Below are 20,108 nucleotides of genomic sequence, written 5' to 3'. Positions count from 1 at the left end.
ATCTATGTGGGAGCACTTTTGGGATTGGCTGGGTAAGCTGCCACAGAGCAGCGCAAGCTTCGTCGGTACGCTTACTGGTTCAAGCCTCGGGTTGATCGCGCTTTTGACCGGAGCGCTCGTAAATGCATCGCTAAATCGTCGCCGCGACGATCGGTTGCGCAGGCACGACCGCACGGCCGTGGCCACGGTGCTGCACGCCGAACTCACTGGGATGCGACGAACACTCATTGAGAACGCCGAGCACCTAGAGAGCAACCCGCCTGATCCAAAGCAAGGTTTCGTGGTCCCTGCGCCCTCGGCGCGACTGCTCGATGACGCGACCTCAAAGATTGGCTTGCTCGGAACAGACGCAGTTCGCAAGGTTATGGACGCCTACGTCCTGAATGAGGCCTATCTGACAGATCTCATCCTGGCTGGTGGCCAGCAGCATCCAGGAACGCCAGAAGACCGCTCCTTGATCTTCATGCCTGGTCGATTAGCGCCCTTCGTCGCGGAGTTCAATCGGACGAGAGCAACCGCAGTTGACGCCGCGTTGAAGGCGCTTTCTCCGTTTCTCTAGTTCACCGTTGGCCGTCTGCAATGCGTGGGGGAATAGCGATGACTGAGCTGGCGAGTGGCTAGGCGCCCACTCTCGCTTTGTAAGGGAGCGAGACCGCCCCAAGATTGACCGCGAGCGCCGTCCCCACCATGTTGACGACGTTGTCCGGAGTCTGCGTGCCCCGCGTTCCGAGCTGCGTGTTGTTGGCGCCGCTGGCGAATGTGTTCGATAGCGTGGGTCTCGAATAGCTCGCACCAAAGACCTTGTTGGTCATCGACCCGCCACTCAGCAGACGCATGCCGAGGTTTGCTGTTCCTGCCGGGTCGAAGCTCTTCCCTGACCACGACAAGATCGCCGTCTGCCCGTTGATCGAAGCGTCCGCATCGCGGGTGATGATGCAATAGTCGGCGCTGGTGTTGCCCGGCCCGCGGTTGAGGATCAGGTGATACGGCTGCCGCCCGTACGGGCCGGTGAGTTCGCTCGACTTGTAGACCCGCGCGTAGTCCCATTGCGTCACGCTCGGCACGGCATAGGTCTGCAGCGAGTTTTCGTTGTTCGGCGCAGAGCTATTGGGCGCACTGCCGTACTGATGGAAAAACCCATCGTTCGCCGAATAGATCGTGGTGGCATCGACCAGAAGCCCTTCGTTCGCGAAGGCCGATCCGAGCACCCACCGATTTACGATCTTGTCCAGGTCGATGTCGTAGGCGACGAGATCGGCTGTCGACCCGTTCGCGCCCGCTGTGCCCCACACATAGCCGCCGGTGCCGCGTGTGAGATCGATGGAGATCTGATCGAAGCCGCCCGGCCAGCCCTTGAAGTCGGCGTACCGCAAGAAAACGCCACCGAGTGTGACCCACCACAAATCGCCGTTGCTGCTGTCGCCAATCACCAGCGCCTGTCGCGCATTGTCCCAGTCGAGAGCGTTCGGTACGAACGGCAGCGCCAGCTTCGTCCGCACCGGAGATCCGTCGCGCGCGATGAAGAAGATATACGGCTCGCTCGCATTGCCGGACGCGTAGGCGAGATACTTGGCGCCGCTGGCTTCGCGCACCACCGTGACGCCTTGAATGGAGCCCTGCGCGCTCTCGTTCACGAAGACCTGCGAAACGAATGCGCCCGCCTTTGTCATCTGGACGATCGACGTCGCGGTCAGGTTGCCGCCGGTGCCAGGATAACCGTTGCGCGTCGGACCAAGATTTCCGAGCCACAGATTGTTGCTATTGTCCGGATCGACATCCATCCCGGTGCAGGTGTAGCCCTTTGTCGCTTCGCCGCCGGGGATGTCGCAGACAATCGTCTTGGTGCCCAACGTAAGCGTCGAACCAGCGCTCCAGATGTGCGGGATGGCGGCGCCTGTACCTCCAACAAGCCAGTTGAATTTCGTAGGGTCTTCAGAGAACGGCATGTAGTTCGGCGGCAGCACCGCGCCAAGGTCAGTCAACAGCGACGGCGCAACCGCAAGCGGATGCGTCAGCGACCGCGTCAGTCCATGTGTAGCTTTAACCACTGAAGACGCCGCAAGACGTGCCGGCGCGGCGGCTGAAGCGATACGTGCCAGGAGCGACGATCATCAGCGCGGGCTTCGCTGTCGTGAGGCTGTCGATCAGGAAATATTCGCCGGTGTCGGCCTTCAGAAAGATATCGACACAGGCGTAGCCGCCGACGTCGGGGCCAGCGGCATCCTTCAGGCAGACCGTGAGAGGTGTGCCGGCTACCACGACCTGGTCCGCGGAGTTTTGCGCGGTAGTACCGATCGCCAGGATCTCGCTGGGCATCTCAGATCACCTTCGCCAAGCAGAGAGGAACCGTCACGTCGAAAGCGACGTTGCAAAACTTGTGAAACTTGAAATGATCTGACACTGCGCGATGCTCCAGCGTTGAAGGCGAGCGATGCGCTACAGTTAAGCTGTCGACCTTGAATTCCGCACCCTGACACGTGTCAGGGTTACGAAGCAGGCGCTGTCCCGGCCATTGTGGTCGCATGTCGGGGAAAAACACAAGCACAGCGCTCAACACGGTTCGCGGCGTCGGCGTCGAGATCGCCTTCAGCGCGCAAGGCGCCGTGCCCGAATGGATCATGATCGTGCCCGCCGGCAAAGGCGGTGTGATCGAGACCGTTGATGGTCGCGGCCCGTACCGCATGCAGGACGCGGCGCATCTCGCCGCCGAGAGCATGAAGGCGGCGCCGGGCGGCCAGTTCGTGCTCGACGAAACCCACGCGACAGACCTCGCTGCCACTGAAGGCCGTCCGGCCCCGGCGCGCGGCTGGTTCACCGATCTCCAGGCGCGCGCCGACGGCATCTATGCGCGCGTCGACTGGAATGCGGCCGGCAAGGCGCTGATGGCCGACAAGGCCTATCGCTTCATCTCGCCCGTATTCGCCCACGACAAGGCCGGCAACATCATGCGGGTGTTGCGGGCTTCGCTCACCAACACGCCGAACCTCATCGGCATGGCCGCACTCAACACACAGGAGACTTCCGACATGGACTTGCTCGCCCAAATTCGCCAGGCGCTCGGCCTCGGCGACACCGCCGACGAAACCGCCGTGATCACCACGATCAAGGCCCTCAATGCCGGCGGCACGGCGATGCAGTCCATCTCGACCGCCTTCGGTCTCGCCAAGGATGCCAGCGGTGAGACCGTCCTGAGCACCGTCAAGAAGGCGGCTGATGCGCTCGCCTCGGTCGCCAAGGCAGCCGGTCTGCAGAATGCAAGCGATCCCGCGGCTGTCGTCTCGGCGGTCGAGAAGCTCGCGACCGGCGTACCTGACCAAGTCAAAGCACTTCAGTCCGAACTGTCGACCGTGACCACCCGTCTCAACACCGCGATCGCCACGTCCGCCAAGGAGCGGGCTGAGGTCTTCGTCGATGGTGAGATCGCGCGCGGGCGCATGGGCGTCAAAGCGCTGCGCGATCACTACATCGCGCGCCACTCCGTGAGCCCCGAATCCGCCGCCGTGGTCGAGACCGAGATCAAGGCGTTTCCGATCGTGCAGCCCGGCGCGCTGCTCACCGTGACGCCGTCCGCCGACAAGAAGGAACTGGCGAGCGATCCGGTCGCGCTCGCTGCCGCTGCGACCGCGCATCAGAAGAAGCTCGCAGAGCAAGGCCAGACCATCGACTACGCAACCGCTGTCACCTTCGTCGCCGCCAACCCGCCGAAGTAACTGGAGCCTCTAGGCACATGATCCCCACCTTCATCCGGTCCCACATCTGCACGGCCGACGTCGCGCCGTTCAAGATCGTCAAGTTCTCCGACGTTGCCGCCTCGAAGAAGGTCGCGACCGCGAGCGCGGCCACCGATCCGATCATGGGCGTTTCCGACGCACAGGGCGGCTCGAACGGCAACACCGTCGACGTGATCCGTCGCGGTCTCGGCCAGGTGACGCTCGGCGGCATCGTCGCGGCGGGCGATCCGCTTACCTCGGATGCCAGCGGCAACGCGATCAAGCTTGTCGGCGCCGCGACTACGATCAAACGCTTGGTCGGCTTCGCCGAGGAGCCCGGCGTCGCCGGCGACGTCATCGACTTCGACGTGCAGCCCGGCCTCTTGCAGCTGCCGTAACCGTCTCCCGCCAATCCTGCATCACCAGCTCACGAGAATATCATGGCTCCCAATCGTCCCTTCGTCGTCGATCCCGTCCTTACCGCCATCGCGATCGGCTATCGCAACCCGGCGCAGTCGCTCATCGCCGATGCGGTGCTGCCGCGCGTGCCAGTCGGTGGCGAGAAGTTCAAGTGGACGTTGTACGATCTCGCGCAGGCCTTCAACGTCCCAGACGCGCGCGTCGGCCGCCGCGGCCGCGTCCAGCAGCTCGAGTTCAACGGGACGACGCAGAACGACGCCGTTGACGATTACGGTCTCGACGCGCCGATCCCGAACTCGGATATCGACGCCGCTGCAAACGCGCGCACGCTGGGTCTGTCAATGTGGGACCCTGAGGCTCACGCGGCCCAGACGTTGACCGACACTATCAACAACATCCGCGAAGTACGCGTCGCCGGCATCGTGCAGAACGCCGCGAACTACAACGGCGCGCGCCAGGTCACGCTGTCCGGTACCTCGCAGTTTTCCGACTACACCAACTCCGATCCGATCGGCGTGATCAAGACGGGCACCGAATCCACGCTGGTCTATCCCCCGAACAAGATGGTGATGGGCCGCGCGGCCTGGTCGAAGCTGTCGAGCCATCCAAAGATCGTCAACGCCGTGAAGGGCAACGTCACCAACGCCGGCATCGTGACGCGCCAGCAGGTTGCCGAGCTGTTCGCCGACCAGGGCATCAATGAGGTGCTCGTCGGTGACGCCTTCTACAACACGGCGAAGCCCGGCCAGGCCGCGACGCTGGCCCGTGCCTGGGGCAAGCATATTGCGCTGCTTTACATCAACCCCATCGCGCAGCCCGAAGCCGGCGGCATCACCTTCGGTCTCACCGCGACTTACGGCAACAAGATCGCCGGCCGCATCGAAGACCAGGATGTCGGCCTGACCGGCGGCATTCGCATCCGCACGGGTGAGCGGCTCAAGGAGGTCGTGGTCGCCCAGGACGTCGGCTACTTCATCCAGAACGCGGTTGCCTGAGGATCACCATGGTAACGAAAGCAGAGAAGGCCGCTGCCGCGAAAGCCGCGGCCGAGCGCAAGGCCAAGGATTCCAAGCCGCCGGCTGAGGCGGCAAGCGAAGCGTCCAGCGAGACTGCGCCGGACGCACCGGCGGGCTCCGACGAGGAGCCCGCCACCCATTCGGCCGCAGAAGCCGAGGAGGCCTCGGGCCAACAGCGACAAGCCCCAGATAATTCGTCAGCGGACCCGGCCGGAGCGTCTTCGTCTTCCGCTACGCCCGGATCTGCCGGCGAAGCGCCGGGAGCCGCGACGACCACGCCGAGCAAGGCCAAACCGTCCCAACAGAAATCAACTGAGAGGCGCGATTTTAACGTGCTGCGTCCGCTCAACCATGACGGCGAAGAGTGCGAGGTCGGCACCTCCGTCGCGCTCACGCGCAAGCAGTTTCTCGCCCTCAAGGCAGCCACCGTCGTCGACGGCGACTGGCCGGATGATCAGGAGGCCTGATGTCGTTCTACGTCGAATTCACCGGTCGCTCGCGCACCCATGCGCTCCAGCTCCTCGAAACCCGCAAGGCGAGCCTTCCGGCCGTCGTAGTCGACTTCATTGGCGTCGCGCTCAAGAGCATGCCGAAACCGCCCGACTTCAATCAGCAGATCATTGCGGTCAAGGCGCAAGGCCATCTCATGAGCAACGGCGACTTCACGTTGCAGCTGCTTGAGATCAAACCGACGCTGATCCCGGACTGACGTCCGGTCCTTTCCGCGGGCAAGTCGAGTGGGCGTCGAAAGTCGATAGCCTTCGGCGGGTTCAATTCCTGCCCCCGCAACCAGTTCGGAATTCGTGCGCCGTGCCAATCACCCGCAGCTGATTGGGTCCTGACAGACAGCGGCTCACGGATCATCCCTCGGTCCTTTCCTAGGGCGCGAATGCCTGAGCGGCGGGACCGAGGGAACAGTTTCACCAAGGGCGCATCACATGCCGAAGGCCGATTTCTCGATTGACGAGCCCAGCTATCAGGAAGGCCGAGCGGCCTTCGCGTCCGGCGCATCCATCCGCTCGATCGTCATGCAAGTGCAGTCCTCGATCGGCGCCGGCAGCTTCGACGAAGACAAGGTGTTGTCCAGCTCGATCGGCTTCGTCGATGCGCTGCTCGATCATCTGCGCGGCATCAACCCGCCTTCAAAGGCGGTTTGAATGAACTCCACCCTGGGACAGCGTTGGCCGCGTGAAGTCGTAGTCGATCATGGCGATGGCACGGTCTCGCTGTTGCAGGACGTCGATGCGATCGACTGGGCGAAGGTGCGCGGCCGTCGCGCCGGCGACGTCATCCGCAAGCTCGCATGGCGCGCGCCTCTTGTGCCGGAGGCCGCATGACCTACACCACGCAAGCCGAAATGATTGAGCGCTTCGGCGAGCCCGCGCTGATCGACCTGACCGACCGGGCCACGCCGCCGGCGGGTGCGATCGACGCGGCCGTCGTCGCCGACGCGCTGACCGACACCGACGCAATGATCGATGGCTATCTGCTCGGCCGGTACCAGCTGCCACTCGCCACGACGCCGGCATTGCTCAAGGATCTCGCCAAGTCGATTGCGATCTACAAACTGCACGGCGACAGCGTCGCCGAGAAGATCCGAACTGACTATCAGGACGCATTGAAGACCCTGGATAAGGTCGCCGCGGGCACCATCCGCCTCAACGTCGCTGGCGTCGAGCCGGCATCGTCCGGCGCGACCGGCGTCAAGGTCACCGACCGTCCGCGCGACTTCACGCCCGACAATATGAAGGGCTTCATCTGATGACCGGCGCACTGCTCCAGGTCGGGTTAAAGGATGCCGAGGAAGCACTCGCGGATCTCGGCGGCCTGATCGCGCGCCTGGATGATCCGACGCTGGCTTTCGAAGATGTCGGCCAGGCGCTGATCACCTCGACGCATGATCGCTGGGATCGAGGCGTCGCGCCAGACGGCTCGCCCTGGCCGAAGAGCCTGCGCGTCAAGAAGTACGGCGGCAAGACGCTGAAGCTGTCGGCCCGGCTCTATCGATCGGTCACCGCCAACGCCTCACGCACCGGCGTCGAGATCGGCACCAACGTCGTCTATGCCGCGATCCATCAGTTCGGCGGCAGCGTCGACAAAGCGGCGCGCGATGCGGTGCTGCACTTCAAGGTGAACAAGAAAACCGGCACCTGGCGCTTCGCCAGGGCGACCAAGAAGGCGACCCTTGCGCAGAAGCGGCGGATTGGCGCCCACACCGTGACACTGCCGGCGCGGCCCTTCCTCGGCCTCGACCAGGACGATCCGCGCACCATCACCACGATCTTCGAAAACTTCCTCTCGGCCGGAGGTGCGCTGCAATGAGCACGCTGGAGCAGAGCGTCGCCGAACGGATCGCCGACCAGGTCCCCGCGCTCGCCGGCCGGATCGAGGACATCGCCGAGCTGGCGGCGCTGATCGCCGCGGGCGCGTTGCCTCAACACGACGTCTTTGCCTTCGTCGTCCCGCTCGGTTTCGACGATCGCGGCGGCGAGTCCGCGACCGGCGTGCACACGCAGATGATCGAAGACGCCGTGGGCGTCATTCTCGGTGTGAAGGCGCGCGGCGACGCCAAGGCCAAGAAGGCGCTGCCGTCGATCGGCGAGCTGAAGAAAAACGTTGTCAACGCGGTCGCCGGTTGGGGGTCGGACAATAGCGCCGACGTTTTCTATGTGCGCCGTGGCCGGCTGCTGTCCGCCGACAATGGGCTGGTGCTCTACCAGATCGATTTTTCGCTGACCGACCAACTGAGGATCACATGAGCGACGACATCAAGCATGAGCAGCCGTCCGCTGGCGGCAGCTTCATCCGGCAGCCCGACGGTTCGTTGGCGCGCAATGAAGAGAAGCCGGCGGTGAAGGAAAGCAAGCCGCCGTCGACGTCGAAGAAAAGCTAGGAGTTCTGAGCCATGCCGATCTATTTCCGCAAGATGGTGCTGCTCTCCAAGATCGAGACGGCCTACGCGACTGACCCAACCCTGACGGGTGCAGCGAACGCGATCCTGGCGAAGAACGTCTCGATCTCCGACATGGAAGGCAACGACGTCTCGCGCGATCTCGTGCAGCCAAACTTCGGCAACCAGCCGACCCTTCCGGCCGACACGCACATCACGATCGAGTTCGACACCGAGCTGGCCGGCTCCGGCACCGCCGGCACCGCCCCGGCGTGGGGGCCGCTGTTCCGCGCCGCTGGCTGCGCGGAGGTGATCGTGCCGACGACATCGGTGACCTATTCGCCGATCACCGATTCCATCGAGAGCGCCTATCACAAGTTCTGGATGGGCTCGACGTTACACGCGATCAAGGGCTCGCGCGGCACCGGCAAGCTCAACATCAACGCGCAGGGCATTCCCTTCGTGCATTGGAAGTTCTGGGGCCTCTATACGCCGCCGAGCGAGGTGGCCGCGGCAACGCCCGTCTTCACCGCGTGGAAGAAGCCGGTGATCGTCAACAAGGCCAACACCCAGTTCACGGTGAACAGCGTTGCCCTGGTGACGCGTAGCTTCTCGCTCGACCTGGCCAACCCGGTCGAGCCGCGGCTGCTGATCAACAGCGAGAGCATTCAGCTGACCGACCACAAGGAGCAGATCGAGTTCACCTCGGAGGCCGTGCCCGTGTCCGGCGCTGGAAGCCTCGATCTCCACGGCCTCGCTACGACTGCCGCGACGGTTCCGGTCTCGCTGACCCACGGCGTCACCGCCGGCAACATCATCACCTTGAGCGCGCCGACCGCACAGTTCCAGCGCCCGAGCGGCTACTCGAACAACCAGGGCATCGCCGAGCGCGGGTTGAAGATGCTGCCGCTGCCGACCGCCGGCAACGACCAGTGGTCGCTCGCGGCGACCTGATCCACCTCACCAACGTCCACTGTCAGGAGACTTTCAAGCATGTTCAACGTCACTGCAAAGCGTACCTTCACCCATGACGTGAAGGTCTCGATGCCCGTCGACGGCGGATTCAGCGACGAAGTGCTGAAAACCACCTTCAACTACATTCCGAGCGACGAGATGCAGCAGGTCGCACAGACTGACGACGCGTTTCTTCAGGCCGTCGTCAACACCTTCCATGACCTGGTCGACGACGGCAAAAATCCGGTCGCTTGCACGGCCGAGCTGCGCGCCGCGATCCTGCGCAACTCCAACGTCCAGCAGGCGCTGATCACTCACTACACCTCGGCCATCCGCAAAGTCCCGCAGGGAAACTGAAATGGGCTGCCAGGCGCTGGGCGAGAGCGGCGCGATCGGCAGCCCCGGACGAAAGCACCACTTCCGACGATGCGATCGTCGAGGGCATGGCGGAAGCAGGCATGGATGCGGCGTCGCTCGCGGTCTTGCGGGAAGCGCTCGACGCCGACACCGCCGGGCCGGATGCCGGCGACGAGTTCGAGGGCATCTGGCCGGAGAACGTCGCCATCGTGGAAGCCTTCCTGGCCGTCTGCACGCAGTGGCGGGTGGCACCATCGAGCGCAGGCGGACTGATCTCGCCGGCCGGCGGCGGGATCGCACCGACCGTCTCGGTCGCAATCGGCCTCGACTACACCGCCGTGAAGGTCGGGCTCGATGCTGAATCGATCGAGGTAACTCCGGCGTTGTGGCGCGGGCTGCGCGTCATGGAGACGGCAGCCTGCAACGCGTTGAATGAGGATCTGAGTTGAGAGTCTCGCTCGTCATCGACGGTGATGCGACCGGCGCCAAGAAAGCGGCGCAGGACGCGAGCACGGCCGTCAGCGACATCGGCGCGTCCGCGGCGAAGGCCAACGCCGCCACGAACTCGGCAAACGACAACGTCGCCAAGAGTGCAGGCCTCGCCCGGCACGAGATGATCAACCTATCGCGCCAGCTCCAGGACGTCGGCGTGTCGCTGGTCTCCGGGCAGTCGCCGTTCATGGTGCTGGCGCAACAGGGCACGCAGGTCGCCGACATCTTTGCGACATCGAAAGGCACGGTCGGCGAGTTCTTCGGCCAGGTCACGTCCGGCCTCGGCAAGATCCTCACGCCGGCGCGCCTGGCCGTCGGCTCGGTGGCTGCGCTCGCTCTTACGGCGGCGACAGCAACCGTCAGCTGGCAGGACTCGCAGAAGACGATCCAGGTCGGCCTGCAAGGCATCGGCCGCGCATCAGGTGCGACCGTCGGCGACATCAATAGGATCGCCGAGGCGAGCAGATCGTTCGGCACGGTGTCCACGTCGAGTGCCCGAGAGTTCGCGACTACGCTCGCCGCGACCGGCAAGATCGGCGTAGAAAACATCGAGCTTCTGACATCGCAGGCCAAGAGCTTTGCGAACGTGCTGGGCACCGACATCCCGACTGCCGGCCAGTATGTCGCCAAGGTGTTTGCCTCGCCGGGCGAAGGTGCCAAGGAACTTGCCCAGCGCATCGGCGGCATCGACGCCGCGACGGTGAAGTACGTGGCCACGCTCGAAGCGCAGGGCAACCGGCAGGAGGCGATCAAGGTCCTGTCGGATGCCATCGCACCGTCGATCGCCAAAGCCACGGATCAGACGGGTTTCTGGGCGAAGTCGCTGAATGTCATCACGGACAGCGCAAGTCGTGCGTATGACTCGACAGGCAAGTTCATCAGCCAGCTCGGCGTCAACGGGCTCGCGGGTCAATCCGAGAGTGCGCTCGAAAAGCAGCGCAAGGATCTTGAAGCACTAATCCAAACCACGGCGAAGGCGGGACTGCCGGAATTTGATGTCTCGCAGATGCGGGAGCAGCTCAATGCCGTCAACGATGCGCTGATCAAGATTCAGCAGAGCCGCAAGGCGGCACTTGGCGTCGATGCGGCCCAGACGACCTTGCAAGCGTCTCCCATCGTCGATGCGCTGGCGCCGGCACCGGCGATCATCAGGAACGTAACGGCCAACCTCGAGCTACTGACCAAGGTCATGAATGACCCGGCGTTCGAGACGTTTCGCCAGAAGGTGGGCGAACAGTTGCCGCTGGCGTTTGCCCGTCTGCAAAACCAGGCCGCGACGCTGGCGCTCAACCCGCGGCTGGCCGATCCGATCCAGTCGCAGATCGACAGCCTGACGCTCCAGAGCAGGTTGCTGTCGGATCAATCGCCGGCGATGCGCCAGCGCGTTGAATATCAGCTGGCCTACAACGAGGCGATTAAGCAGGGAGCATCCGCTGAGGAAGCGAGGACGCTCGCTACCCTGCGTGGCAAGCAGGCAGAGGGCGGTGAAGCAACCATCATCCAGCAGGCGCAAACTCGGCTTGCCCTGTACGGTCAGACGACGACGGCTGCCGAAGCGCAGCGATCAGTTGAATTGAACCTGCAAGCAGCCAGCCTACAAGGCATCACGATCGACAGCCGGCGCTCCGCACTCCTCAAGCAGCTCGCCGCTGATCAGACCATCGGCGTCACCCAGATCAGGGCGAGCACCGACGCGCAGAACGTCGAGGCTGCGACGGTCGGCATGTCGGCCGGCAAGGCGGCCGAGTACGCCGCCGCGCAGAACGCGATCAACGAGGCGCGGCGCTCCGGCCGCGAGCTGACGCCCGAGAACATCAGCCAGATCCAGCGCGAAGCCGCGGCGCTGGGAGAAGCGACCGCCAACGCGGATCTGTTGAGGTCGGCTTACACCGGTCTCGTGCAAGGACCGATGCAAACGTTCACATCTGCGATCGCCAACAATTCGACTTGGTGGGACGCGCTCAAAAAGTCCGGCGTGAGCGCGCTTACGGCGATCTCGAACAAGCTGATCGACATCGCCGGGCAGAATCTTTTGGGCGCGGCGTTCGGCGGATCAGGTGGCGGCGGGCTGATGGGACTGCTCGGCCTCGGTGGCGGATCGGTCGGCAGTTACGGCCAGGTCGCCAACGCGACGGGGCTCGGTGCCGGCACTGGAGGCATCTCGTTTCCGATGTTCGACGGCGGCGGCTTCACGGGCCGCGGCGGACGCCTGGAGCCCGCCGGCGTCGTTCACAAGGGCGAGTACGTGTTCGACCAAACCTCTGTCGGCCGCGCTGGCGTCGGCTTCCTGTCGGGCCTGCACCGCAGCCTGCGCGGCTACGCGGACGGTGGTTTTGTCGGCAGTTCATCGGGTGGAAGCTGGGGCGCCGGGCAATCGTCGGGCGTCAAGGTCGATGTCGCCGTCTCCGTCGACAACAACGGCAATCTTCAGGCCTTCGTGAAGAACGTCTCGATGCAGTCGGCCAACGAGACGGTGAGCGGCTACGTGTCGAGTCCGCAATTCGTCGATCACGTCGGAGCTGCCGCGACGCAGGCCCAAACTGAGCGGAAGTTCGGATGAGCATCAGTTTCCCGCGCACCGACGTCCTGACGCTGGTCGGCTTCGCGCCGCCGTTCAACTTCGATCTCACGCCACAGCAGGAAACCAGCCGGCTCGCGGATGGCACGTCGATCGGCAAGGATCTCGGTCCGGCGCTGTGGTTCGGCACCTACACCACAGACGAGCTCTACAACGACGTGCTGGTCGACTATCAGGCCGTGCTGAACTCGCTCGACGGCGTCATCAATCCGTTCGAGGCCTGGGACATCCGGCGGCCGTGGCCGCGTGCCCACAAGGACGGATCTGCATCGAACGGCCTGCTGGCATCGGTGAACGCCAACAACAAGGCGGTCTCGCTCTCCGGAGTAAATGCCGCCCAGGTCGTCTCGCGCGGCGACTACCTGTCGTTCAACTACACCGGCGGCCGGGCGCTGCACCAGGTGATGGAGACCGTCACGGCGAACGGCAGCGGCGTCACGCCGCAATTCGAGGTGCGTCCGCATCTGCGCGCGGGATGGGCATTGTCGGCGGCCGTGAATGTGAAGGCGCCGCGCGGGCTCTTTACCCTCACGCCGAAGTCGGTGGCGCCGACGCAGACGCGCGGCAAGTCCGGGCGGATCGCGTTTCAGATCGAGCAGTATCTCGCATGACCGGTTCGCTCTCCGCTCCGAATTTCGCGGCGCTCCAGGCGCGCCGGCTGAAGCCGCGCGATTTCATCTGGTTTGTCGTGCGCGACCGCACCACGGGCAATCCCGTTACTGACGGCTATTGGTCGGACATCGGCTCGATCGACGCGCAAGTGATCGACCCAGACACCGGCTCGACCGTCACTCGCACCTTTGGCGGCGCCCGCGGTCTGATCTCCATCTCGGACATCCCGCGCGTGTCGAACCTCACGGTGCAGAAGATCACGATCAAGTTGGCGCAGGTCGCGGACCGGGTGAACGACCTAGTTCGCGGCTACGACTGCAAACAGGGCAAGGTGCAGATCTTCCGCGGCCTGTTTGACATCTCGACCAACGTCATGGTGGCGCCGGCGTTTCCGCGCTTCGTCGGGACCATCGACACTGCGCCCGTCACCACGCCGAAGGAAGGCGAGACGGGCGATGTCTCGCTCTCGTGCACGGGCCACACCGCCGAGCTGACGCGCTCCAATCCCGACACGCGCTCCGACGCCTCGCAGCGGCTGCGCAGCGCCACCGACAACTTCTACCAGGACACGGCGACCGTTTCCGAGTGGCAGCAATATTGGGGCAAGCAAAGTGGGCCGATCGACCTCGTCGGCATCGCCAAGGCTTCTGGGCTGTTCAACAAATGATCCGCGGTGCAACCATGTCCGACACCGGCCGCGCGATCGAGCTGCTCCGCGATTCCCATCTCGCGGCCGGCTTCGACGGAACGGGTGCAAGCGGGTTCGCCGTGCCCTTCACGGCTGCCTATGCCGAGCGGCTGTTCGTTCAGCATCTAGAGATGATGAACGGCTGTGCAATCGTTCACGATGTCGACGACATCGCCCAAGGCATCCTGTTGGCGGTCGCCATCGAGCATCCGTTCGGGCCAGTTTGGCTCGCCAGCGAAACAGTGTGGTGGATCGATCCGTGCCACCGCGGTCGATCGGCAATCGCAATGCTCGACGCCTATGAGGCCTGGGCGCGAGGGAAGCGGTGCAGTTTTGTCGGCATGGCGGGCATGGGCGACGATCCGGTCATTGCGCGGCTCTACGAGCGGCGGGGTTATCGGCGCGCCGAGACCCATTTCTTGAAGGCGGTTTGAAATGGCGATTTTCACCGCCATCGGCACCGCAGTCGCCGCGACCTTCTTCGCTGGGAGTGCCATCGCCGCGAGTGTCATCACAGTCGGCCTCAGCCTGACTGCCTCCATGGCGCTGTCATACGCGGTCAAGGCGTTATCGGGAAAGCCGGCGCAAAGCACCGACAGCTTCGGCGTGCAGGGCAAGCTCGCCGGCGGCGGTGATGTGCCGCGCTCGTTCGGCTTCGGCTATCACGCCACGGCGGGCTCGCTGGTCTACGCGAACTTCTTCGGCAGCGGCTATGACACCCCGAACGCGCTTCAGTGCTGGGTCATCTCGCTCTCGGATCTGCCGGAGAAGCTGGTCGGGGTGTGGGTGAATGGCCAGAAGATCACGTTGCCCGCCGGCGCCGCTGACTACCAGACGGTCGGCTCCGGCAACCTCGGTTACGAGGTCCCCGAATACATCCGGCCGCACAATGGCGAAGGCGCGCCAACAGCTCATCTCTGGGTCAAGTTCTACGATGGCAGCCAGACGGCCGCCGATGCCTTCCTGGTCTCGGCAATGGCGGCGTCCGCGCGTCCCTACCAGAGCACGCGTGTCGGCAAGGGCGTCTCCTACGCTGTCGTAATCGCGTTCAACGACGAGAACCTCTGGACCGGCTTTCCAACCTTCAAGTTCGAGCTGTCGGGCATTGCGCTGTACGATCCGTCGAGGGATTCCACGGTGGGCGGCAGCGGCACGCACCGCTTCAACGATCCCGCCACCTGGGGCGGTGATGGCGATCAATATCCGGCCGTGCAGGCCCATGCCGTGCTGCGTGGCATCTCCTATCAAGGTGTCTGGCTTTACGGCCTTCAGAACATGGTGGCGGCGCGGCTGCCAGTGACGAACTGGATTACCCAGATCGAAAAGTGCCGCGTCACCGTCGTTGGCGCTGCCGGCCTTGAGCCGACCTACCGCACCGGCATGCAGGTCAACGTCGATACGCAGCCGGTGAATGCGCTCGAAGCCCTGATGACGGGGTGCCAAGGCAAGATCTCGGAGATCGGTGGCTTCTACAAATGTCGTCTCGGTGCGCCCGACAGCCCGAGCTTCAGCTTCACCGACGGTGATATCCTCTCGACTGAACCTCAGAGCTTGCGGCCGTTCTTCTCGATCTCGGACAGCGTCAACGGCATCCAGGCCAAGTATCCCGACCCGTCGCAGGGCTGGAACATCGCGACCGCGCCGGCCTATTACCGCACCGACCTGGAAATCAAGGACGGCAACCGCCGCTTGATGGCGAGCCCGCAATTCGACGCGGTGCCTTATCCCGAACAGGTGCAGCGGCTTCAGAAGTCGGCGATCGAGGAAGGCCAGCGCGCGCGCGGCCACAACATCGTTCTGCCGCCGGCCTTCTGGACCGTCGAACCTGGTGACGTCGGCCGATGGACGTCCGCGCGCAACGGCTATAGTGCGAAGCAGTTCCGGGTCGACGCCGGCGCGGACAAGGCCAACCTCGACGTTCCGCTGACGCTCACCGAGGTCGATCCCAACGACTACGATTGGGATCGCGACACCGACCTCAAGCCGGTCGTTTCAGGCGCGACGGTGTCGAACCCGCCGCCGGCGCAGGGCATTGCCAGCTTCGACGCGCAGCCCTATTCGCTTGTCGACGATAGCGGCATCGTGCGCCGGCCAGCGATCCTGATCTCCTGGGACGGCTCACAGCCCGGCATCAGCGCCGTACAGTTCGAGGTACGGCTGGCATCGGACTCGTCCAGCGTGACGCGCGGACGCACCGATCGCGTCAGTGCCGGCAATCTCATCATCACGCAGTCGATCCTGCCTGCTGTGACTTACCAGGTGCGCGGGCAGTACATTCCGTCTTCGCCGCGCGACATGCTGTGGTCGAGCTGGATCACGGTGACGACGCCCGACGTCCGTCTCTCGCTGACCGAGTTCGACGCGGCCGTGAGAGCGCAGGTCACGACGATCTTCAATCAGCTGACTGACAAGGTCGATCGGATCGAGCAGGACTTCGCATCGCGGCTTGCGAACCTCTCGGCGCGAGGATGGAATGACAAGACAGAGGTGCGAACGCAATACAACGCGCGCGCCGATGTCGCGGCGGCCTCGATCGAGGACGTCCGGATTGTCGCCGTCGATGCCTCGGAGGCCTTCGCAAGTTACACCGCGCTGGTGACTGCGACATGGGGTTCTCTCACCGCTTTCGTCCAGGTGTCCGCCAACGCGATCGCGACGCTCGACGGCTACGCCGCGGCCTCATATGGCGTGGCATTGAGCGTGGACGGCTACGTCATCGGGACGAAGCTGATCAACGGCGGTCCGGGTCTGTCTTCTTTCGCCGTCCAGGCCGACAAGTTTCAGTTTCAGTTTCCTGGCTACAACGGTGGCCTGCCTCAAGACGTCTTCGCAATCGGAACCATCAATGGTGTCGCAGCAGTCGGCATCAGGGGCAACCTCAATCTCGACGGCACCTTCAACGTGAAGGCCATCGCGGCCGGTTCGATCGACGTCATCTATCTCAAGGCGAACTCGATCGACTCCGCGTCGGGCGTGATCAAGGCTCTCGGCGTGGGTAGTCTGAGCATCGCAGACAATGCGGTCACGGTGCCGGTCGCACAGACGACAGGAGCCGCTGTATTTGGCGCCGGCTTTGGTAACTGGGTGTCGTTTTTCAGTTTCAACATGTCCATAGACACCACGGGTTTGTCGAACAAGCCTATCGTGATTTACGTGAGCGTGAACTCGATGTGGGCTAGTGGCTCCCCCGCTACAGAGACGGGACAATTCCGCTTTTTGCTCAACGGCTCACAAGTCAATTATTACCAAGTGACGCTGCCAACCGGCGCGAGCGCCCCGACACCACTGTCCGGTGCTATCAGCATTACAGGTACTGGCGGCATTGTATCTGTTTCGATTGCGGCTCAATTCGGATCTACCAGTTCGAATGCGATGTTGGCAGGTGCAACCCTCTTTGCAGTGGCGGCGAAGCGATGAACATTCATTACAACGTCACGACCGGACAAATCATGTCCTATGGTCATGGTGCAGATCACGGCGATGGGTTTGAAGACAGTCATTTCCCCGGCTGCAAAGTTGCGATCATTCCAGATCAGCCGATCGATGCCAGGACGCAGAGGTTTGACGTCGCCACGTGGAAGGTCGTCGACAAGGAGACTCCGGACCCCGACCCGTTCCAGATGTTCGAGGTAAGGGGCGCTGTGCATCGCGAGCTATCCGACACAGATAAATATGTTTTGCCGGACTTCCCGATTTCCGAGACCGAACGCGCAGCGTGGGTCGTCTACCGCAAGGCGCTTAGAGACGCATCGAAGGGGAGGAACTCCGCCGCCGATGTTGTGGCCGCAATACCGAAACGACCAGATGGCACTGACGCGGTCGAATGGCTGCGCGCAAAGCTCAACTCGGAGAATCCTTCATGACCGCGCTTCCTAGCTATTCGACCGGCACCATCGCGGTTGCTGCTGACGGGATCACGGTGACGGGGACGAGCACGCTGTGGCTGTCGGCCGGCAACGCCAAGCCGGGTGACTTTCTCCAGGTCGGGCACTTTGGTGTGTTCATCACCGACGTAGCAGATCACACGCATCTGAGTATTCTGCCGTGGCCCGGCGCGACCGTGAGCGGAGCGGCTTACAATATCTGGAAGCTACCACGGTCCGCTTCGGACGTTTGGGCAGACGTCGACAGGATTGTCGCTGCACTCAATGCCAATGGATACGTGGTTGTCGTCCCGCCGACCTTGACCGCGCCAGATCCGTCGCTCGGTGAAGAGAACCAGACCGCGCTCCAGCCGACGACCGGCAAGATGTGGGTCATGACCGGCGGCGTCTGGCACTATCTCGGGATTTACAAGGGTTTCAACCCTCGCGGCGCTTACGACAATGCGGCGACTTACTCAGTCGGCGACTATGTCAGTTCGGCGGGCTCGTCCTACGTCTGGATCAACGCGACGCCAGGCTCCGGGCACGCGCCACCGAACGTGACCTATTGGCAATTGCTGGCCTCTGTCGGAGCGACAGGAGCAGCGGCTTGGACGCTTCCATCAGTTTGGGTTACTGCGACCGCATATACTGCGACTGCACCTTCGAGCGTGGTCGTCGTAAACGGCAGCACCTATGTCTGCATCGTCTCGCACACCTCGGGCACCTTCGCGACTGATCTTGCCGCCGGCAAATGGATCTTGGTTGCTCAAGCCGCGCCGATCTACAATGTCACCTCGACTGCATCCCTGGCCATTGCGATCGCGTCGAAAGCGTTCACCGGTGTCGCGACCAACAACGCGTATCAGATCGGAGATTATGTTCGCGCCAAATCCAACGCGAACGCGGCCAACTATATGGAAGGGAATGTTACTGCAAATTCGGCCGGCACCCTGACGGTCAACGTCACCAAAACTGGCGGCTCCGGCACCTTTGGAGACTGGAATATCTCGCCGACCGGTGCGCCCGGTGTAGGCGACATGCTCAAAACGGACAATCTTTCCGGGTTGCCTAACGTTGTGACGGCTGCAAACAATGTCGGTGTGGTTTCTTATGCTGGCGCGCAGTCGCTGACGGCGACTAACAAAACACAAGCGCAGCAGAACATCGGGGTGCCGCTCTGTCTTCGCGGCTATATCGATGGACTGATCATATCGACAGCCGGAAGCTCTATTTCGTTCAATGTCGGCCCCGGTGTCGCAACTGATAGCACATCAGCAGATGTTCTGACCAACCCCGGCACCTACACGAAAACAAACCAAGCGTGGGTTGCTGGCTTTTCAGGGCAAGGTTCGCTCGATACCGGCACCATTGCTCCGAACACTTGGTATCATCTCTTTTTCATCAAGCGCGTCGATACTCAATACGTTGATTTCATCACCTCATTGAACCCAGCCGGTCCCGCACTGCCCGCGAACTACAACTATTACAGGCGCATTGGCGCCATGAGGACAGATGGCACGGGGCAGTGGCGGTTGTTTATTCAACAAGGCAACAAGTTTCTTTGGGCGGTGCCTACCTTGGATGACATTACGGCAGTCGGAACTACTTCGGCGCTTGTTACGCTGAATGTCCCGACCGGTGTTAAGGTTGAAGCTGAGATTTATGGTCTTGGTGTAAATACCGCGCAGAGCACGGTTTGGATGATCTCTTCACCTGATCAAGCCGACACGGCTCCATCCACTAGCGGGCCTTTCAGTGGTATTGTTGCAGTCGGAGGCGCCAACAGCGGTTATTCGCAGCTTGTTAGAACGAACACATCGGCCCAAGTGCGAAAGCGAGCAAACGTCGCAACAACCACAGTTTACATCAACACGTTCGGTTGGGTCGATCTACGCGGCAGGGATGCCTAAGCCGGGTGGTGCATCATGCCCCCCACAAGGCGGCGCTCGGGATAGCCGCTGCTCTGGGCGGCGGACTGGGGCCTTTAAGGGGGCTTCAAGGAGCCCGGTCCCAGGACGGCTTCAGGCCGGTTCCGAGGGGGTGACATTTGAACCTGCGCGAGGTGACATTTGAAATTGCGCGCTACACCAAATCGTGTCGTCCTGGCGCCCGGGGTCTGTGCGCCAAGTCTTGTGGTGGTGCGTGTTGCCCAACCGGGCGCGCGCATCAGCCATCCGCAAGGCGACGGGGGCAATAGTGCATCGCTCCCCGGGGAGAGCACGACATACGCCGTTCCAACCACTGCGCAGGGAAGGCCGGGATGTCCTGGCTACACCTGTATGCCGCTGTGCAGACTTCTCACTACAACTCCGCACAGTGGACCTCGGGTGCCAGCGGGCTCCCGGTCTTCCCTGCGCCCTCTTTCATTTGAGGGTGAGGCGATCAGGCAAAGCTCGGGCGAAATGCGCAGCGAGGATGCGAGCCCATGTCAGTCACTCAACGACGTTCTCGTGCCCCGGACGCTGCGCAGCACGAAGTGATGCGCTGCAGAGCCGGGGCCCATGCGTCAGTGTGTTGTGTCATCT

24 protein-coding genes are annotated in these 20,108 nt (G+C 63.1%); 22 read left to right on the top strand and 2 right to left on the bottom strand.

Going from position 1 to position 20,108, the window contains the following annotated elements; all coding sequences use genetic code 11:
• Positions 1–4: 4 nt before the first annotated feature.
• Complete coding sequence (locus tag ABIB95_RS08205) at positions 5–559, top strand: hypothetical protein (RefSeq protein WP_354238611.1); 555 nt, start codon at positions 5–7, stop codon at positions 557–559.
• A 58-nt stretch (positions 560–617) separates the two neighbouring features.
• Here the strand turns inward: ABIB95_RS08205 and ABIB95_RS08200 are convergent, their stop codons facing one another.
• Positions 618–2,048, bottom strand: a complete 1,431-nt coding sequence (locus ABIB95_RS08200) for a hypothetical protein (protein WP_354238609.1) — start codon at positions 2,046–2,048, stop codon at positions 618–620.
• The gene (locus tag ABIB95_RS08195; protein WP_354238607.1) at positions 2,041–2,316 is read right to left on the bottom strand and encodes a hypothetical protein; all 276 of its coding nucleotides are present in this window, start codon (positions 2,314–2,316) and stop codon (positions 2,041–2,043) included. Before ABIB95_RS08195 ends, ABIB95_RS08200 begins: the two co-directional genes overlap by 8 nt.
• A 206-nt stretch (positions 2,317–2,522) precedes the next feature.
• On the opposite strand from ABIB95_RS08195, the gene ABIB95_RS08190 reads away from it, so the two are divergent.
• The 21 genes from ABIB95_RS08190 to ABIB95_RS08090 all read left to right on the top strand — a co-directional run bounded on the left by ABIB95_RS08190 (position 2,523) and on the right by ABIB95_RS08090 (position 19,493).
• The gene (locus ABIB95_RS08190) at positions 2,523–3,710 is read left to right on the top strand and encodes a phage protease (protein WP_354238605.1); all 1,188 of its coding nucleotides are present in this window, start codon (positions 2,523–2,525) and stop codon (positions 3,708–3,710) included.
• 17 nt (positions 3,711–3,727) lie between these two features.
• The gene (locus ABIB95_RS08185; RefSeq protein ID WP_354238603.1) at positions 3,728–4,108 is read left to right on the top strand and encodes a hypothetical protein; all 381 of its coding nucleotides are present in this window, start codon (positions 3,728–3,730) and stop codon (positions 4,106–4,108) included.
• 42 nt (positions 4,109–4,150) lie between these two features.
• Positions 4,151–5,125, top strand: a complete 975-nt coding sequence (locus tag ABIB95_RS08180) for a capsid protein (protein WP_354238601.1) — start codon at positions 4,151–4,153, stop codon at positions 5,123–5,125.
• A gap of 8 nt (positions 5,126–5,133) precedes the next feature.
• Positions 5,134–5,613 (top strand): hypothetical protein, encoded by a 480-nt coding sequence (locus tag ABIB95_RS08175; RefSeq protein WP_354238600.1) that lies wholly within the window; start codon positions 5,134–5,136, stop codon positions 5,611–5,613.
• On the top strand, positions 5,613–5,855 hold the full coding sequence (locus tag ABIB95_RS08170) for a hypothetical protein (protein WP_354238599.1): 243 nt from the start codon (positions 5,613–5,615) through the stop codon (positions 5,853–5,855). The genes ABIB95_RS08175 and ABIB95_RS08170 overlap by 1 nt, the downstream gene beginning before the upstream one ends.
• A gap of 229 nt (positions 5,856–6,084) precedes the next feature.
• The gene (locus ABIB95_RS08165) at positions 6,085–6,303 is read left to right on the top strand and encodes a hypothetical protein (RefSeq protein ID WP_354238597.1); all 219 of its coding nucleotides are present in this window, start codon (positions 6,085–6,087) and stop codon (positions 6,301–6,303) included.
• A complete protein-coding gene (locus ABIB95_RS08160) occupies positions 6,304–6,483 on the top strand; it encodes a hypothetical protein (RefSeq protein ID WP_354238595.1) in 180 nt (59 codons plus the stop codon). It abuts the gene before it with no gap.
• Positions 6,480–6,908, top strand: coding sequence for a gp436 family protein (locus ABIB95_RS08155; RefSeq protein ID WP_354238593.1), 429 nt, complete (start codon positions 6,480–6,482; stop codon positions 6,906–6,908). The genes ABIB95_RS08160 and ABIB95_RS08155 overlap by 4 nt, the downstream gene beginning before the upstream one ends.
• Positions 6,908–7,468, top strand: a complete 561-nt coding sequence (locus ABIB95_RS08150; RefSeq protein WP_354238591.1) for a phage virion morphogenesis protein — start codon at positions 6,908–6,910, stop codon at positions 7,466–7,468. Before ABIB95_RS08155 ends, ABIB95_RS08150 begins: the two co-directional genes overlap by 1 nt.
• Positions 7,465–7,905: a phage tail terminator protein gene (locus tag ABIB95_RS08145; RefSeq protein ID WP_354238589.1), complete on the top strand. Its 441-nt coding sequence runs from the start codon at positions 7,465–7,467 to the stop codon at positions 7,903–7,905. The genes ABIB95_RS08150 and ABIB95_RS08145 overlap by 4 nt, the downstream gene beginning before the upstream one ends.
• Positions 7,902–8,039, top strand: a complete 138-nt coding sequence (locus ABIB95_RS08140) for a hypothetical protein (protein WP_354238587.1) — start codon at positions 7,902–7,904, stop codon at positions 8,037–8,039. The genes ABIB95_RS08145 and ABIB95_RS08140 overlap by 4 nt, the downstream gene beginning before the upstream one ends.
• 12 nt (positions 8,040–8,051) lie before the next feature.
• Positions 8,052–8,990: a phage tail tube protein gene (locus ABIB95_RS08135; protein WP_354238585.1), complete on the top strand. Its 939-nt coding sequence runs from the start codon at positions 8,052–8,054 to the stop codon at positions 8,988–8,990.
• A gap of 39 nt (positions 8,991–9,029) precedes the next feature.
• Positions 9,030–9,347 carry a hypothetical protein gene (locus ABIB95_RS08130; RefSeq protein ID WP_354238583.1) on the top strand — a complete coding sequence of 106 codons (318 nt, stop codon included), beginning with the start codon at positions 9,030–9,032 and terminating at the stop codon, positions 9,345–9,347.
• 101 nt (positions 9,348–9,448) lie between these two features.
• Positions 9,449–9,796, top strand: coding sequence for a DUF1799 domain-containing protein (locus ABIB95_RS08125; protein ID WP_354238582.1), 348 nt, complete (start codon positions 9,449–9,451; stop codon positions 9,794–9,796).
• Positions 9,793–12,399 carry a phage tail length tape measure family protein gene (locus ABIB95_RS08120; RefSeq protein ID WP_354238580.1) on the top strand — a complete coding sequence of 869 codons (2,607 nt, stop codon included), beginning with the start codon at positions 9,793–9,795 and terminating at the stop codon, positions 12,397–12,399. The genes ABIB95_RS08125 and ABIB95_RS08120 overlap by 4 nt, the downstream gene beginning before the upstream one ends.
• Positions 12,396–13,028, top strand: a complete 633-nt coding sequence (locus ABIB95_RS08115; RefSeq protein WP_354238578.1) for a hypothetical protein — start codon at positions 12,396–12,398, stop codon at positions 13,026–13,028. Before ABIB95_RS08120 ends, ABIB95_RS08115 begins: the two co-directional genes overlap by 4 nt.
• Entirely contained in the window at positions 13,025–13,696 is a 672-nt protein-coding gene (locus ABIB95_RS08110; RefSeq protein WP_354238576.1) for a hypothetical protein, read from the top strand. Before ABIB95_RS08115 ends, ABIB95_RS08110 begins: the two co-directional genes overlap by 4 nt.
• Positions 13,693–14,151: a GNAT family N-acetyltransferase gene (locus tag ABIB95_RS08105; protein WP_354238574.1), complete on the top strand. Its 459-nt coding sequence runs from the start codon at positions 13,693–13,695 to the stop codon at positions 14,149–14,151. The genes ABIB95_RS08110 and ABIB95_RS08105 overlap by 4 nt, the downstream gene beginning before the upstream one ends.
• Position 14,152: 1 nt before the next feature.
• Positions 14,153–17,134 (top strand): phage tail protein, encoded by a 2,982-nt coding sequence (locus ABIB95_RS08100; protein WP_354238572.1) that lies wholly within the window; start codon positions 14,153–14,155, stop codon positions 17,132–17,134.
• Complete coding sequence (locus ABIB95_RS08095; RefSeq protein ID WP_354238570.1) at positions 17,131–17,580, top strand: phage tail assembly chaperone; 450 nt, start codon at positions 17,131–17,133, stop codon at positions 17,578–17,580. Before ABIB95_RS08100 ends, ABIB95_RS08095 begins: the two co-directional genes overlap by 4 nt.
• A complete protein-coding gene (locus ABIB95_RS08090) occupies positions 17,577–19,493 on the top strand; it encodes a hypothetical protein (protein WP_354238568.1) in 1,917 nt (638 codons plus the stop codon). Before ABIB95_RS08095 ends, ABIB95_RS08090 begins: the two co-directional genes overlap by 4 nt.
• Positions 19,494–20,108 lie beyond the last annotated feature (615 nt).

The sequence above is a fragment of the Bradyrhizobium sp. LA2.1 genome, from assembly GCF_040547725.1.
Taxonomy (GTDB): Bacteria; Pseudomonadota; Alphaproteobacteria; order Rhizobiales; family Xanthobacteraceae; genus Bradyrhizobium; species Bradyrhizobium barranii.
This window is presented reverse-complemented; position numbering and strand designations above follow the sequence as displayed.

What these genes read in the sequence shown, in the direction of transcription:
- ABIB95_RS08160 (WP_354238595.1), top strand. Translation starts at nt 6,304, where the DNA reads ATGAACTCCACCCTGGGACAGCGTTGGCCGCGTGAAGTCGTAGTCGAT.
- ABIB95_RS08180 (WP_354238601.1), top strand. Translation starts at nt 4,151, where the DNA reads ATGGCTCCCAATCGTCCCTTCGTCGTCGATCCCGTCCTTACCGCCATC.
- ABIB95_RS08130 (WP_354238583.1), top strand. Translation starts at nt 9,030, where the DNA reads ATGTTCAACGTCACTGCAAAGCGTACCTTCACCCATGACGTGAAGGTC.
- ABIB95_RS08170 (WP_354238599.1), top strand. Translation starts at nt 5,613, where the DNA reads ATGTCGTTCTACGTCGAATTCACCGGTCGCTCGCGCACCCATGCGCTC.
- ABIB95_RS08165 (WP_354238597.1), top strand. Translation starts at nt 6,085, where the DNA reads ATGCCGAAGGCCGATTTCTCGATTGACGAGCCCAGCTATCAGGAAGGC.
- ABIB95_RS08155 (WP_354238593.1), top strand. Translation starts at nt 6,480, where the DNA reads ATGACCTACACCACGCAAGCCGAAATGATTGAGCGCTTCGGCGAGCCC.
- ABIB95_RS08090 (WP_354238568.1), top strand. Translation starts at nt 17,577, where the DNA reads ATGACCGCGCTTCCTAGCTATTCGACCGGCACCATCGCGGTTGCTGCT.
- ABIB95_RS08190 (WP_354238605.1), top strand. Translation starts at nt 2,523, where the DNA reads ATGTCGGGGAAAAACACAAGCACAGCGCTCAACACGGTTCGCGGCGTC.
- ABIB95_RS08185 (WP_354238603.1), top strand. Translation starts at nt 3,728, where the DNA reads ATGATCCCCACCTTCATCCGGTCCCACATCTGCACGGCCGACGTCGCG.
- ABIB95_RS08140 (WP_354238587.1), top strand. Translation starts at nt 7,902, where the DNA reads ATGAGCGACGACATCAAGCATGAGCAGCCGTCCGCTGGCGGCAGCTTC.
- ABIB95_RS08195 (WP_354238607.1), bottom strand. Translation starts at nt 2,316, where the DNA reads ATGCCCAGCGAGATCCTGGCGATCGGTACTACCGCGCAAAACTCCGCG.
- ABIB95_RS08095 (WP_354238570.1), top strand. Translation starts at nt 17,131, where the DNA reads ATGAACATTCATTACAACGTCACGACCGGACAAATCATGTCCTATGGT.
- ABIB95_RS08175 (WP_354238600.1), top strand. Translation starts at nt 5,134, where the DNA reads ATGGTAACGAAAGCAGAGAAGGCCGCTGCCGCGAAAGCCGCGGCCGAG.
- ABIB95_RS08205 (WP_354238611.1), top strand. Translation starts at nt 5, where the DNA reads ATGTGGGAGCACTTTTGGGATTGGCTGGGTAAGCTGCCACAGAGCAGC.
- ABIB95_RS08145 (WP_354238589.1), top strand. Translation starts at nt 7,465, where the DNA reads ATGAGCACGCTGGAGCAGAGCGTCGCCGAACGGATCGCCGACCAGGTC.
- ABIB95_RS08115 (WP_354238578.1), top strand. Translation starts at nt 12,396, where the DNA reads ATGAGCATCAGTTTCCCGCGCACCGACGTCCTGACGCTGGTCGGCTTC.
- ABIB95_RS08105 (WP_354238574.1), top strand. Translation starts at nt 13,693, where the DNA reads ATGATCCGCGGTGCAACCATGTCCGACACCGGCCGCGCGATCGAGCTG.
- ABIB95_RS08135 (WP_354238585.1), top strand. Translation starts at nt 8,052, where the DNA reads ATGCCGATCTATTTCCGCAAGATGGTGCTGCTCTCCAAGATCGAGACG.
- ABIB95_RS08125 (WP_354238582.1), top strand. Translation starts at nt 9,449, where the DNA reads ATGGATGCGGCGTCGCTCGCGGTCTTGCGGGAAGCGCTCGACGCCGAC.
- ABIB95_RS08100 (WP_354238572.1), top strand. Translation starts at nt 14,153, where the DNA reads ATGGCGATTTTCACCGCCATCGGCACCGCAGTCGCCGCGACCTTCTTC.
- ABIB95_RS08150 (WP_354238591.1), top strand. Translation starts at nt 6,908, where the DNA reads ATGACCGGCGCACTGCTCCAGGTCGGGTTAAAGGATGCCGAGGAAGCA.
- ABIB95_RS08110 (WP_354238576.1), top strand. Translation starts at nt 13,025, where the DNA reads ATGACCGGTTCGCTCTCCGCTCCGAATTTCGCGGCGCTCCAGGCGCGC.